We start from the raw sequence: 13,912 nt of genomic DNA on the forward strand, positions 1-13,912 counted from the left end.
CTATATGCGCCGAGAGTAGCAATAAAAGGAGATCATGGGTAAGGCTGCACGGGATTTATTAACAAAAATTAAAAAGGGTAATCTTATAGCATTGGAGACGATCAAGGAAGATGGTAATGTTGAGCAAAAATTTCAGGTTGATAAGTTTGATTTGGTGGATTGGATGTTGGTAAATACTTGAACACGGATTAAGCGGATTACACAGATTACGCGGATTAAGTGATCTGATACAGTAATAGAAAAGTGAAATCCATATCGGCATAACGTTAATTTGCCACCAATGATTAAAATCCGTGAAATCCTCTAATCAGTATAATCCGTGATTCAGATGTTGTTTTGAGTAAATAGCTATGACTATTGCAGTTACAGAAAATATTCAATCGCTTCATGATGTAGAAACAAAATTAGGGCTGCGCCGCTCAGACGATCCAGACTTCTTCATGGAATGGTGTAGAGATTTTGAAGAATTAGAAGATACCGAAAAAACAACCCTAGATCGGATCAAAAGGTCATATTTACATCATATTACTGAAGGCTTTTTGTCTGAGGGGACGGTAAATTTGTTGATGGTTTCACCATTACTATTTTTAGCAGGTTTTCTGGAATCACCTTTTAGTTTGCGAAGTGAGCAGTCAGTTGAAATTAACGATTACAGTGGTAGTGTTACTTATCACGGACGAATTGATGCTTTAGTTTTGAATAACAAATTATGGATAGTTTTAATTGAAGCAAAGCGTTCTAGTTTTTCATTTTTAGTGGCAGTACCACAAGCTCTTACCTACATGATGGCAAGCCCAAATGGTGATAAACCAACCTATGCACTCGTCACCAACGGCGATCATTTTATGTTTGTTAAGCTGCAACGATCACAATACGATCTTTCTGATGATTTTTCACTTTTTAAGCGATCGAGTAATGAACTCTATCGCGTGCTTCAAATTCTAAAATCCTTCGAGGATTTGTAAATAATGAATTTCATAAAACAGCTTGGCATGGTGATGCCTTAGACTGCGCCAATGCTATGCTTTAACTGAAACCTTTGTTAGTGCATTTTCTAGACGATTAGTAAATTCTGATGAACGATGACAGGTAATAATTAATTGTTCCATTGCCCTAGTCATTGCCACATACATTAACCGCGCCTCTTCTGCTAATTCTTGGTTTTCATTGGGCATATAACCAACACCAGGAATACACACTATGGGAAACTCTAAACCCTTACTTGAGTGCATCGTTATAAGTTTTATACTTTCTTTATCAGGGTTATAATTACGACTCTCATTGTTTTCGTTCACCCACTCAATAGGAATTTGCATTTGTCGGAAGTCTTGGAATATGCGATCGCCCATAAACTTAAACCGATAAATAATAGCGATATCGTTCCAGGCTGTACTACGTTGATGTAGTTGTTGTACTCGTTGGGCTAAATATTCTACCTCACGTTGAAAGCTGGGAAGTTTGATTAAATCTGGCATTGTTCCCTGGCGGCCTGCACTAGCAGGTTCTACCAGTATCACTTGGTCATCATCCCCGGTGGTGGGTGTCATCACTTCCTTAGCAAATTCGTAGGCCACCCTCAACACCTGTTCCGTATTGCGGTAATTGAGTTTCAAAATGGTGGTGCGTCCCTGTGCTTGGATACCAACACTCTTAAAACTAAATTTCTTAGCGCGTTTTTCACCATACAGATTTTGAGCATCGTCATACAAAACAAGTAAAGAATTAGTTTCAGGGTTGACCATTTGGACAATTAATTTAAGCCACTCTGGTTTAAAATCGTGACCTTCATCTAACATCACAGCATCGTAAATTCCGGCGGGTATTTTACCAGCATCAACAGCAGCAATTACTATGTTTACCAGTTCCTCTGTGTAAGCTTCCCCTTGGTATTCTCTAGAGTCAGGTCTAGGGATGTTGTATTTCTTTAATAAATCCATACACCAGCCATGAAAATGTCGGACTTTGACACGACTAACTTGATTAGGATTCTGAACTGTCTGCCTTAACTTAGCGGCAAGAGAGACGTTATAGCACAGCACCAAAATAGGTTTACCCAATTGTGCCAGGTGTTGACAACGATAGCCTAAAATCATTGTCTTACCTGAACCTGCTACACCATGAATTACCCGATGTCCATTACCTAAACTGCGGGCTAATTGTTCCTGTTGCAAGTCCATAATCTTGATAACGTCCGGGATTTGCAATTTTGGTGATTCTTCGGTGTTACTATCTTGATCAAATAAAGATAATTGTTTACTAATCTGTAATTCAGGAAAAATATGCCAACGGATTCTATCTATTTGATGGCTGATGAGTGTCTTACCAAACTGATATGCTGATAAATTCCAAATTCTCTGTTGAAATTCCCCGGCATCTGTGCTTGGTAGCATTTCATCTTTGCATATAATTAAATGTTCCTCAAAAACTGCGGTGAGTTCGCTATTATTTAAGTCGTTTCTGGTGATGTTAGTTAGAACCACACCATAACCATAGGGAATAATTAATTTACCTTGATAATCTCCTTCTTGCTGCACCAGTGCGGGGTCTTTTTCTAGCATTTTGTTGACTGCTAGGGTGTAATCTCTGGCCTGTTGTAATGGGTGCTTGACTTCCTTGATTCCATTATCAGCAATTATGGTAAATGTGGAAGGATTAACAGTTTGAATAGTGTCCTGTTTCCAATCTTTGACTTCGAGAATAAATAAACCCCGGCTGGGATGTAAAACTATGATATCTGGGTGTAATTGTTTTTTACCGATAGGTACGTCATACCATAACAGATAATTATCATCTAGCTTTTCCTCCATGCGCTGCACTAACCTCTTCTCACCGGGAGTCATTCTCATTGAACAGCTATTAAATGAAGGAATCAGTATGGACATAACTGCTTAGGGTTTTTTCTAGGAATTTGAGGGTGTTTTGGTAATTGCGATTGGTTACAGTATTGCGAAGGCGATGCCTGCGGCGTACCTCTTTGAGGAAGCAAGCTACGCGGTAGCGTCTCGTAGAGAGCGTAGGTATCGCTTTTATTATCGTTTCCTTCAAGAACAGAATGCAATACAACACCTAAAACTGTATTTGCTGAATTAATGGCATGGGTGTTACCTCTGATTTATGATTGTTGTTGAATAGTGATGAGCGATGTCTACGGCCAGCAAAGCGATCGCGTTAGTTGATTCTAAGTATTGCTGATGTTAGTAATTTTACTTTTTGTTACATATTGTTTTTTTTGTTTACTGATCAACCCCTTACGGCATCATGGGTTACTTCACATGAACTGTACCAGCAGGAAGTCATGGGGCAGTTGTGATCAACGCCTGACGGCATCATAGGTTAGTTCACCAGTAGACGATCGCGCGGAATTACTCCATATCAGTGTGATCAACGCCTGACGGCATCATAGGTTAGTTCACTTGCAAAGATGCCTGAAGATAATCGTAAAGTTCAGAGTGATCAACGCCTGACGGCATCATAGCTTAGTTCACCAGTAGACGATCGCGCGGAATTACTCCATATCAGTGTGATCAACGCCTGACGGCATCATAGGTTAGTTCACTGCTCTACCAGTTTGGCCTTTTTCTCACCCGGTGCATGTGATCAACGCCTGACGGCATCATAGGTTAGTTCACAACATCACCATCTTATGACCCCGTTTTGAGTAACTTCTGTGATCAACGCCTGACGGCATCATAGGTTAGTTCACCCCTTTAACGATTGCTTTGGACATTTTTTCACTGTGTGATCAACGCCTGACGGCATCATAGGTTAGTTCACCGACAAGATTTAATCTTGAAAAAACCTCCATCAATTTGTGATCAACGCCTGACGGCATCATAGGTTAGTTCACCATAATTATGAACTTAAAAGGCTTATACACATATCTTAGTGATCAACGCCTGACGGCATCATAGGTTAGTTCACCAGCTAGGAGCGTTGGTTTTATATTCAGGGTTGAATAGTGATCAACGCCTGACGGCATCATAGGTTAGTTCACAGAATACACTCAACTGTTGTTAAAAATTAATGTTTGTGATCAACGCCTGACGGCATCATAGGTTAGTTCACTATCGCTGTGCGCCCAATACTCGAATTGTCGGGAGAGGTGATCAACGCCTGACGGCATCATAGGTTAGTTCACCCTATGCAAGGCTGGGTTGCCCTTGGTGCGGGGATTAGTGATCAACGCCTGACGGCATCATAGGTTAGTTCACACCTGTGCCGCAAGAAGAACAGGATAGCAGTTATACAGTGATCAACGCCTGACGGCATCATAGGTTAGTTCACGGCGGTGGCTGAAACCCATATCAGAAAGCTATTCAGTTCGCATCTTACAAGTATCTTGCTATTGAATCCAACAAGTTTAGTAAATTGTTACCTAAGTTGGATTTTCAATGCGAATTATCTGCCGTCAATCGTTTGCAATGACTAGCTTTTAGAATAAATACAAGCACCTCCAGTTGTTTCTAAAATGCTCAACAGTATACCCAAAAAGAATTTCCAACTCTATCATTGTGTGTTTAGGATTAACAACCAAATATTCTTGCATTACAAAATTTTGTAAGATTCCTCTTGGGAAGACCAAACATTGGGACGATTATATTTTGGTATGTCGGTAACACACTGATTGGAAAGACGAATCAGGAGTAAACTATCTTCAGCGGTTAATATTTGTTCTAATTCCCAACGGAGCTTTTCCCGCGATCGCATACTCAACCAAGACCGAAAAATTGAGTATTGGATTCTTTCACCATAGCCTTCCAGTAATTTATAAGCCTTACGCCAACGTTTTGGATCACGGATATCGTAACAAATGAGGTAACAATTTTTATTTTCTGCCATTGCTATATATCACCGTAATATTAGATGACCAAATAAACCAGCTTCACCACTCCATTCTTTTTCTAGTAATCGCACTTCCAATTCAAATAAACGGCGATAGGTGAGAGAATAACCTGTAGCTGGATGCTTCCAACTCTCTTTTTTACGACGCTCATACAGTTCAATAAATTTACGTCGCCCAAGTTCACTTAACCATACCTGTTGTCCTCGGATATCAAAATCTTGTTTAGGATTCCACTGACCCCGATTAATTGAAGATATTACAGTCATATCAACCAAAGGTACTCGGAAGATTTCTAACAAATCCAAGGCTAAAGGAGCAGCTTGCGATCGCGGTTGATGATAAAAACCTAATGCTGGTTCTAATCCCACACTCAAAATCGCATTCATCACATCTTTAAGGACCAAAGCATAACCAAAGCTCAAAAGAGCATTGAATCTGTCTTTAGGTGGGCGGCGATTTCTACCATTAAAATGTAGTTCCTGATCTACATCTTGAGAAATTAAGCAAGGTAACGCACCAAAATATAGAGCAGCAATATTTCCTTCTAGTCCCAACAAAGATTCTAAAGATCGTGCTTTGGGAACTTGTTTGAGTACAGCTTTCATTTGAGAAATAGCTTTCTCTAACTTCTCAGATACTTCAGCTTTCCCCCTAGTCCCTCGCATCAAAAATTTGCGTTGACCTTGACCGCGACAAAGCACCAATTTTCGTGCTAATTCCAGACAGGTATCAGAGTTAGTTAAAGCCGCATATTGACGAATACGGCGTTGAATACTGCCATTGCGATTATCAAAACTACCAATATAGCGATCGCCACCAGAAATAAAATGTATTCCTATATCTTGGTCAGCGCAAAAATGTAGTGCCTGAGTAGAAATCTGTGAAAAACTGTGCAATACCAACTGTCCTATCTGACGAGCCGGAATGTTTTCTACAGGTTGACCACGACGAGCAATTTTTATTTGTTCTCCGGTTCTCCCCACTAATGTACCTGGTTCTAAAACATGAATTACCAAGCGTTCATCATCTTCTGGAAATAGGCGAATTGGTTGCCATTCTCGATCATGGGCAAGTCTAGCTTCTTCTGGTAAGCAAACAGGAGCTAAAGAACAACGGGTACATAATCGCTCGTTATCTGTTACTGGTGGCCTGTATGCTGATTTTCTCAGAGTCCGTGCTTGCTGAATTGCTTGGTGAACCGTTTCTCTGCCTGAATCATCTAGTGGTACATGAACCAATACATTATCAGCATGATAACGAATCCGACCTTCTTTAATGTTAATTCCCAAAGCTGATTCTAAAAGACAGGCATAAGCTAAGATTTGTAACTTGTCGCTCTCCCAGGCTTGAGGTTGTTTGTTCTCATCTCGGTGAGCGCGACCACGTTTGTGTTCGTAGGGGATAGTTTGCCCATCACGGGTACGAAGGGCATCCAGCCGCCCACGTAAACCTAACTCTTCGCTTTCAAGAAATAATTCCTCCCATTCTTCATCTTCTTGTTTTTCGAGTTCTGTGTGTAGTCTGCGTCCAGCAAACACCGCAGCATCTTGGGTGTAAAGTTCCTCCACTTCTTCTAAGTAAAACAAACGCGGACAGTAAGCTAGGGCATGGAGGGCAGAAACGCGAAGAGTTTCAGTTATCGGTTTTGCCAGAGTTTCTAAATCTAGATCGATAGCTTGCATAGTAGTACAATTGTTTACCTATGTGTTACCTTGCTACTAATCTAGTTAGTGAAGTAGGCAGAAACGTTTCCTAGTTGAAAATAAGATTATTAAATTTTCAAGGTTCGGTATTTATGATTATCAAGAATTAGCTTGACTTCCTTTTTGAACTCCGGGATTTTCCTTGATTTGGAATTGCATCACCCTGAATTTCAATCCAGCCAGTCTCATCAAATTCTTTGTATTCAACAAGACTAAATCTTTGAAATTTACCTTGACTTGTTTGACGATTAATCCAAACAGGTAAGGCAATTAATCCGCGATTATCTGGGAATAACCACCTAATTAGTCCATCTTCATGGCGATAAGTTCTTATTCCATTAACTAAAGCCCAGGATTCTCCTAAACATAAGCCACCAAAGCGAGTAATTTGTTCAGGACTTGAAAGAGCGATCGCTACTCGTTCATCCAGTTTAACTGTAGCTGATTCATGATTCGAGTCTAGTTTAATAACTATCTTTAAATCAGTTAACAGTTCCTGAAAATTTGGTTTAGAAAACTGACTAGGGGGATAAAATCCTTCTCCATATTTTTCTACTCTTTTTTTATGTTCTGTACCTCCATTAGAAAATTTATGATTTCGCTGTTTTCGGACAATTCGAGAAATGGGAGGTGTATCACCAATAATGCCAATAGCTAATTTTACCCCTAAGTGTGCTGTTAAATCTTCTTCTCCCACTAATGAGAGTAGGAAACCATAAACAGTAGAAGGTGGTGGATAAAGATAGGTCTCTTTGTAATCTCGCGCAAAACTACGGGGGAAGCTAGTAAATGGGCATTCCACATATAAAGTATTTCCCATTAACTTTTTACTCCCAACTTCAGTAGTTCTTTAGCTTTAGCGATCGCTTCTTTAATGCCTGGAAAAAGTGCAACCTTTAAATCTTTAAATTTTTGAACATAGGTGATTTTTTGATCATAATGATTATCAGCAATTTGACCAGCAACAATTAACTCTGAAGCTGGTATATCCTTGACTTCAACTAATCGAACTAAACGACGACAACCTACAGATTCACCAACTCTTTCAAAACAATTCATAATCCAGGGACTTGGATCTTCAGTTACCCGAATTATAATAGATTCAGGTCTAAATTCATATAAAAATCGAGCATGATTTCCACCAACGTGCTGAATTGAAGGTATTGCATCTAGCAAAAATTTAGCTCTTTCAGTGTCTTTTAAACTTTCAGGAGTCAAAGCTAAAGTATATTGATAAGCTGTACAATGAACTTCAGTATTATGAATTGAAGTCTTACCTTTTTGTCCTCCCTTAGAACCAAAAGCAATATCACCCCAATAGGGATCTAAACTGATAGCACGACTGACTTCTAAAGCTCCACGTCGTTTAGTGGTTGCATCTTTATTATCTTTATCCTTTTTGGCATCCATAAAACCAAAGATATCATCATCAATATACTTAGTAGGATTATATTTTTCATCTTTGATATTGTATTTATCAGATTCAGCATCAAAGGTACGGTTTACTTCTTTAGCTTGAGAATTTTGTAAATATTCCCGATATGCCCAACGAATTGCATCAGCACTAACAGTAGTATATTGATCATTACCTTTGGTGATTTTTTGTAAAGTAGACAAGGTACTACCATCACCTTCACCTCTATTATTAGCCGCAACAGCAGTGGGAGTAACTACAGTAACAAAAATATGTTGTGTCATGGGTTTTTCTCCTAAATTATGATTGAGTGAAAGTTACAAAACAGATATCTCAAGACCTTCTTCCACATCAACTTGAGAATTGGATTCATCAAGTATTGATTCAGGAATTACAGAATTACCGTCTTTTCCTTTTCCTGTGTAACTGGCAATAGCTAATAAAGCTAAATCTCTAGCTTGTTTCCAGTTATTATCTTTATGCAGCCATTGGTAAATTTCAGCCCCAACTCCTTTTGTTGATTTACTGCGGTGACGACTCAAGAAATCAACCATTGTTTTAGCAAAATCTTGTTGAGTGCTAGGTCGCAATAAACGATTAATTACCTTATCTGTGACTTGTGGATAGTCAATCTGACGACCTTGTTTTTGAGCTTGGACAATTTGCTCTCGTAAATAACTACTAAAAGCACCTTGTACAGCATCAAAAAATATCTGTTCCAAAGCATCAAGATATTGAGACATACTGGCTAATCCTTTGCGCTCATAAAGTTTATTTTTTTTGTAAAAATCATAAAATCCAAGATACCAAGGTTTACTACTAATTAAATTGTCACAAATCCAAGGTAAAACTTTTGATTCTGACCACCATGTTTCTTCTTTATGATTTTTACGAATCTGGGGCTTAAAAAATTGAAAAGCTGAATCATATAAACTCAAAATTTCATCAGTAACTTGAACTCGATAAACAGCTTGTTTTAGATATTTTTGACTACCATCCCATTGCTGTTCACCTAATTGGTAAACTTCACAATAATCTACTCGGTATTTTTTGTTGTTTTCAATCAACTTTTCCTGTAATAAAAACCGTAATGCTGACTCACCAGCACTACTAGAACGAAAATCCCTATAACTACTGCCAGAATAATTTTGTCGTCGTTTAACCCATTCTTGAAGATTTTTAACTTCAGGAATAACTATTGCTGAACGATATCCAGATAAATGATAATAGTTACAAGCAAGGGGTAAAAAAACAAGAGCTAAAAAACCTGTGGGAGATTCTTGATAAGCTCCATGAGCAAAACATTCTACTAATCCTGGTAAATGGTGTCCTTTAATAGGTATTTTGGGGTTAAATTTACCTTTGCTACTGAATGCTTCTTTGAAATCTCTAGTGTAATAGCAATCTTCCACAGGTCGGAAACTAAAAATAATTTCTGTATCATCAACAGAAAATGGAATCAATCTTGACTCTTTTGGTTGTTGACGTTGTTTACCATGTTGCAAAAAAGTATTCATTACACCTGTACTAAAAGTGTATTTACCCTGGTCATCAAGATTCAATGCAGGAACATCTAAATAACCATCTTTAATGCGATAGGTTTGTTTAATTAGTGCCAATACAGCTTCTTGATCACTACAATTCCATGAAAGTTTAACTTCATCTTCAGTTACGTCCCATGAAAATGGCATATCATGAGTATTTATCGCTGATAATGCTAGGGCTAAACCAGCAATTCCGGCTCGATGAAAAAGTAAGGTATTGGGGTCAAAAATAGATAAAATAAGTTCTGTCATTTTGATTTATTATCCCTTTTGTTCACTTCATAAGCTCCTAAATCTGTGGAATATTCCCATAGCTCTTGGGGTGCAATTGGGTAAAACTTATGCTTTTTCCATGCTTGTATATTCTTGGTTGGAAGAGGCACAGTATAATTAGCAATCTCTTTGTTAGATAATGATTTAATTGTTGATAAATCCTGTTCTAGTAATGCTGTAATATTATAACCTTCTTTCCGTAAAGATGTAGAGTAAGTCATCCATTTACCATCTAATAAAAGCGATGCTTCTTTAGCTTTACCTTGATTATCTGTACCTTCTAACCATTGTGATAAATCTTTTTGACAAACTTCTCCTGTAAAAGATTGAATTAACCTCAATCCATCATCAAGTTGTTGTTTACTGTAGGGATAACCTGCTTTTCCATCAGGATAAAAAATAGCATCTAAAGCATGACCACAATATACTCGATTTAATCTGCCTAACCTCTGAATTAAACCTGCTGGATCTGCTATTTGAGAAAGCAAAAGTGTAGCTGATAAATCAAGAGACATTTCTGCAACTTGGGTGGCGATCGCTAAAACTGGCTGATGATTTTCTGGTTTAAAAGCATCAACTACAGCACGATGATGTTTTACCCTATCTTGATAGCGATAACGACTGTGGTATAGTAAGGCATTTAATCCTTTCTTCTTAGCTTCCTTGTAGACCTCAATAGCAGTATTTACTTGATTACAAACCCATATAACTTTACCACCATTCTTTAGTTCTTCCTCAACCCTTGTCCAATTAGGATTATCAGCATAATGAAAACGATAACGCTTTTGTTCTTCCAACTCCGGGGGTCCAGGGATAATTTCTATGGGTTCACCTACTGCTTTTTCTATTGCCTCCTTTTGCCAAGGTAAAAATGATGCAGACATTAATAATATGGGAGCTTTTACCACTGTCAAGAAGCGCAGTAAAGCACCAAATAAATTTTCATCATAGCAATGAACCTCGTCAAAAACAAAAGCAGCTTGGGCAATTACAGGAAAACAATACATAGGTCGGCGATTGCATTGAAGAAGCCCAAGAACAGTATCAACTGTACAGACAATCGCTTCTTTATCCCATGCCTTAAAAGACTCTAATTTGATAGCAGTTTCATTGCTTTTTTCCTCTCCATTTTCTTCTTCTTCTCCTGTAGTAGCCATTGCTAAATCCACATCAGCACGGGAATGAAGCAAAACTGAATCAACTTGATTGTGAACATAATCAAGAAACCCTTCTGTGCTAGTTCCTGTGGTGGGATAGCAAAAAATTAGCTTTCTACCTAATGCCTGAGACTTTGACCAATTATAAGCCCCTAAAGTTTTTCCTGTACCACATCCTGCCCTTGCCAGTGTAACTCTTGTAGAACTTTGAGCCAATTTAACTTGGAACGGTCGTAATTCTTTACCATTGAGGCGATGATCAATCACTTGCTGTAGTTTTACTTCATCTAAGGTAATTTGAATTGCTTCAGTTATCCATTTCTTAATAGATTGATCCGTTGTAGGGATTGCTGAACCTATGGCATCCCCCGCAATCAATATAGCTTTGATTACAGCAAGAAACACTGGATCTGGTTGCCATTTTTCAGACAGAAATTCTCGAATTTCAAATTGCTGCCTCTTGATATCTTGGATTGACCAAATATTGGCAGGTTTTTGAGAAAGTTTGATGTTTTTAGGTAAACTAAGAGCTTTGATACCATATTTCAGTAATTGGCGAAAATGAGAATTAAACTGAGGTTTTTCATTAACTACGTCAAGGATATAAAGATATAATTTATCATCTCCACTTCCTTGGCGTATTTCTCCGAAATCATCAGTTTTTCTCCCTCCTTTACCTCCTAGCTTTAAATGATGTCCTCCGGCTGCTGCTAATGCTGTGTAAAAATCGCCTTCACTTTGTTCTAACCATTCTCTAAATTTCCATGCTAACAATACTGAAGCTATTTCATGTCTAAGCATTTGGGGATTATTAAGAGGATCACGTTGATGCCTAACCACCATTTGAAAATGCTCATTAGCTTTTCCCCAATCATGAATGTAAGCAGCTAAACGAACCGTTGATTTAATTTTATCTAAAGTACACTGAAGCCCAAACTGTTGAATTAAGCGATCGCCTAAAGTACCAGCTAAAGTTGTTACAGCATTAACTACATCTGCGGTATGTCCAACTAATCCATAAGACCCTTTCCAATGACCTTTTTTAAAGGATTTAGCTAATAAAATATTTGGTGCTAATTTAGGCTGCATTATTAATTTCCTCCTTGACTGGATAAAACCATCCACATCCAAAATGTTTTCGACCACCCAAGCCATAGCATTGAAGTTTTAGAGAATCTTCATTGTTTAAACCTTCAACAAGTAAACCATAACCTAAAATATTTTTATCTTTAACTTTGAGAGAACGTAATGCTAAATCTCCATCATAATTGCTATCAATAGAAACTTGAGCATTAACTTCAATTTTTTCCATTGCTTTTTTACAAGACTCTAGGAAGTAAAAAGGAGCATCATGACTATTCCATTGTTCTAAACGAAAGACAACCAATCTGGCTTTAAGAATTTCACTGGTTTCAGGCAAAGTTAAACGAGGTTGAATTAATCGAATTATATGACCACGAATATCTAAAACTTGATTTTGGAGAAACCGATACCATTGAGGTGCTTGTTCAGCCGGACATCGAAATCTAAATCGAGAATTTTTATTGAGATATATCATACCATTCTTATTAGGAATACCTGAAATACTAGATATTAAAATCTCTGGAGGTAAATTATCTTCATTCAGCAAATCTACTTGATTTTCTTTCAGCAGCTTTTTAATAGCAGAATAAAGTGAATAGCCATGATCAGCAGGTAATGTTTGTCCTCTTAAAAAAAATTGAATCTCTAGAAAGTTCACTATTTCAACTCCTCATAGTCCATAATGTTTACTCATCCCCTCAACTTCCCCCTTTACTAACGCCACCAACTCCGGTGGTTCTTTGACTACTGCACCTTTTCCATACCCCAAAACCCAACGCTTCAGGTCATTTAAACCAGTCACCTGCATTTGCAGTGTGATAGAACCATCAGAATTTTCTTCAATTTCCTGAGTAGGATGCCAACGACGTTCTCGCACGTAGGGAGCAGTTGGAGCATCAAACCAGATTGCTACAGATATAGGACTGCCACTACCGACCTCCGATTGAAAAATTTTCTCTAGGTGTTCTTTTGAATTGAAAGTTGGATCTCGAACAAATTTACTCGTGAGTAGTTGTAATTCTCTAATTCTATCTACACGAAACCACCGTATATCCTGTCTTTTGTGACAAAATCCAATTAAATAGGGATTAGTTCCCCTATAAATGTGCAGTAAATAAGGATCTACAACCCTATCAGAATTTGCATTACGACTCGCTGTATAATAATGAATATTAACTTGCCTAGAATTACTACACGCTTCAACTAACTGACTCCAGATTTGTGGATCAAGATAACTTTCTGCCCCAGCCGTAAAAATAATTTTTTCATCTGCTATTTGTTGTAAATCAATCCAAGTCTGTTCTGGGAGTCTTTCACTCAAACGCATAATTGCAGAACGCAAATCACTTATATAAGCAGAACCAGCATAAGCCTGTAGCATTCTTGCACCCAATGTCAAGGCAAATAATTCTCCTTGAGATAGAGAAATACTAGGCAATCGCCATTCGGGATCAGTATAATGATGACCTTTACTGCGGCTAAACTCTAAGGGTGCATTAAAGCGATCGCGTAAAAACGCCAAGTCACTACGAATAGTTCGCTCGCTAACTTCTAAAGTTGCAGCAATAATTTTATTTGTTGAGCGTGTCTTGCTTCTGATCAGTAAATCAATTGCGAGTAATCTCTCCAAATGCCGGGACATATACGAGACAGATGTTTTTTAGGGATAACTTCTCTCATACTAAACCGACTACCCGGCAAAAAATCTGCCGTCTAAATAAAAACCAGAAATAATATATAGAAATTCAATTTTGTTTTTACACCCATATATGATGTTTATTTGGTGTGAATGTGTCTGTTTGTAGTGTGGTGGAACTGGTAGTAATTGTTGAACTCACTACTGCCCAAGAGCTACCACTATTGGTTAAACACTGTAACTGCCAGGTGCTGTTGGT

Annotated in this window: 11 protein-coding genes and 1 CRISPR repeat array; of the genes, 2 read left to right on the forward strand and 9 right to left on the reverse strand. The window is 38.1% G+C overall.

Going from position 1 to position 13,912, the window contains the following annotated elements; all coding sequences use genetic code 11:
- Positions 1–34 precede the first annotated feature (34 nt).
- Positions 35–181, forward strand: coding sequence for a hypothetical protein (locus tag VB711_RS22480; protein WP_323288552.1), 147 nt, complete (start codon positions 35–37; stop codon positions 179–181).
- 169 nt (positions 182–350) lie between these two features.
- On the forward strand, positions 351–965 hold the full coding sequence (locus VB711_RS22485; RefSeq protein ID WP_323288553.1) for a type I restriction enzyme HsdR N-terminal domain-containing protein: 615 nt from the start codon (positions 351–353) through the stop codon (positions 963–965).
- A 54-nt stretch (positions 966–1,019) separates the two neighbouring features.
- Here the strand turns inward: VB711_RS22485 and VB711_RS22490 are convergent, their stop codons facing one another.
- The 9 genes from VB711_RS22490 to VB711_RS22530 all read right to left on the reverse strand — a co-directional run bounded on the left by VB711_RS22490 (position 1,020) and on the right by VB711_RS22530 (position 13,659).
- Positions 1,020–2,882 (reverse strand): DEAD/DEAH box helicase, encoded by a 1,863-nt coding sequence (locus tag VB711_RS22490; RefSeq protein ID WP_323288554.1) that lies wholly within the window; start codon positions 2,880–2,882, stop codon positions 1,020–1,022.
- Positions 2,883–3,236: 354 nt separating this feature from the next.
- Positions 3,237–4,284: direct repeats of the CRISPR family, unit length 36 nt; unit sequence GTGATCAACGCCTGACGGCATCATAGGTTAGTTCAC.
- Between the two features lie 261 nt (positions 4,285–4,545).
- Positions 4,546–4,839 (reverse strand): CRISPR-associated endonuclease Cas2, encoded by a 294-nt coding sequence (gene cas2, locus VB711_RS22495; RefSeq protein WP_323288555.1) that lies wholly within the window; start codon positions 4,837–4,839, stop codon positions 4,546–4,548.
- A 9-nt stretch (positions 4,840–4,848) separates the two neighbouring features.
- Positions 4,849–6,525 carry a type I-MYXAN CRISPR-associated endonuclease Cas4/Cas1 gene (locus VB711_RS22500; protein WP_323288557.1) on the reverse strand — a complete coding sequence of 559 codons (1,677 nt, stop codon included), beginning with the start codon at positions 6,523–6,525 and terminating at the stop codon, positions 4,849–4,851.
- A gap of 127 nt (positions 6,526–6,652) precedes the next feature.
- Positions 6,653–7,366, reverse strand: a complete 714-nt coding sequence (gene cas5 / locus VB711_RS22505; RefSeq protein WP_323288559.1) for a CRISPR-associated protein Cas5 — start codon at positions 7,364–7,366, stop codon at positions 6,653–6,655.
- Positions 7,366–8,244 carry a type I-B CRISPR-associated protein Cas7/Cst2/DevR gene (gene cas7i, locus VB711_RS22510; RefSeq protein ID WP_323288561.1) on the reverse strand — a complete coding sequence of 293 codons (879 nt, stop codon included), beginning with the start codon at positions 8,242–8,244 and terminating at the stop codon, positions 7,366–7,368. Before cas7i ends, cas5 begins: the two co-directional genes overlap by 1 nt.
- A gap of 33 nt (positions 8,245–8,277) precedes the next feature.
- Positions 8,278–9,756 carry a type I-MYXAN CRISPR-associated Cas8a1/Cmx1 gene (gene cas8a1 / locus VB711_RS22515; protein ID WP_323288563.1) on the reverse strand — a complete coding sequence of 493 codons (1,479 nt, stop codon included), beginning with the start codon at positions 9,754–9,756 and terminating at the stop codon, positions 8,278–8,280.
- Positions 9,753–12,023 carry a CRISPR-associated helicase Cas3' gene (gene cas3 / locus VB711_RS22520; protein ID WP_323288565.1) on the reverse strand — a complete coding sequence of 757 codons (2,271 nt, stop codon included), beginning with the start codon at positions 12,021–12,023 and terminating at the stop codon, positions 9,753–9,755. Before cas3 ends, cas8a1 begins: the two co-directional genes overlap by 4 nt.
- Positions 12,013–12,675, reverse strand: coding sequence for a type I-MYXAN CRISPR-associated protein Cas6/Cmx6 (gene cas6 / locus VB711_RS22525; protein ID WP_323288566.1), 663 nt, complete (start codon positions 12,673–12,675; stop codon positions 12,013–12,015). Before cas6 ends, cas3 begins: the two co-directional genes overlap by 11 nt.
- A gap of 12 nt (positions 12,676–12,687) precedes the next feature.
- On the reverse strand, positions 12,688–13,659 hold the full coding sequence (locus VB711_RS22530; RefSeq protein ID WP_323288568.1) for a WYL domain-containing transcriptional regulator: 972 nt from the start codon (positions 13,657–13,659) through the stop codon (positions 12,688–12,690).
- Positions 13,660–13,912: the final 253 nt, after the last annotated feature.

Origin of the sequence: Cronbergia sp. UHCC 0137, from assembly GCF_034932285.1 — a bacterium.
Taxonomy (GTDB): Bacteria; Cyanobacteriota; Cyanobacteriia; order Cyanobacteriales; family Nostocaceae; genus Cronbergia.

Coding starts and splice junctions, on each gene's coding strand:
- VB711_RS22480 (WP_323288552.1), top strand. CDS start 35: ATGGGTAAGGCTGCACGGGATTTATTAACAAAAATTAAAAAGGGTAAT.
- VB711_RS22485 (WP_323288553.1), top strand. CDS start 351: ATGACTATTGCAGTTACAGAAAATATTCAATCGCTTCATGATGTAGAA.
- VB711_RS22490 (WP_323288554.1), bottom strand. CDS start 2,882: ATGTCCATACTGATTCCTTCATTTAATAGCTGTTCAATGAGAATGACT.
- cas2 (WP_323288555.1), bottom strand. CDS start 4,839: ATGGCAGAAAATAAAAATTGTTACCTCATTTGTTACGATATCCGTGAT.
- VB711_RS22500 (WP_323288557.1), bottom strand. CDS start 6,525: ATGCAAGCTATCGATCTAGATTTAGAAACTCTGGCAAAACCGATAACT.
- cas5 (WP_323288559.1), bottom strand. CDS start 7,366: ATGGGAAATACTTTATATGTGGAATGCCCATTTACTAGCTTCCCCCGT.
- cas7i (WP_323288561.1), bottom strand. CDS start 8,244: ATGACACAACATATTTTTGTTACTGTAGTTACTCCCACTGCTGTTGCG.
- cas8a1 (WP_323288563.1), bottom strand. CDS start 9,756: ATGACAGAACTTATTTTATCTATTTTTGACCCCAATACCTTACTTTTT.
- cas3 (WP_323288565.1), bottom strand. CDS start 12,023: ATGCAGCCTAAATTAGCACCAAATATTTTATTAGCTAAATCCTTTAAA.
- VB711_RS22530 (WP_323288568.1), bottom strand. CDS start 13,659: ATGTCCCGGCATTTGGAGAGATTACTCGCAATTGATTTACTGATCAGA.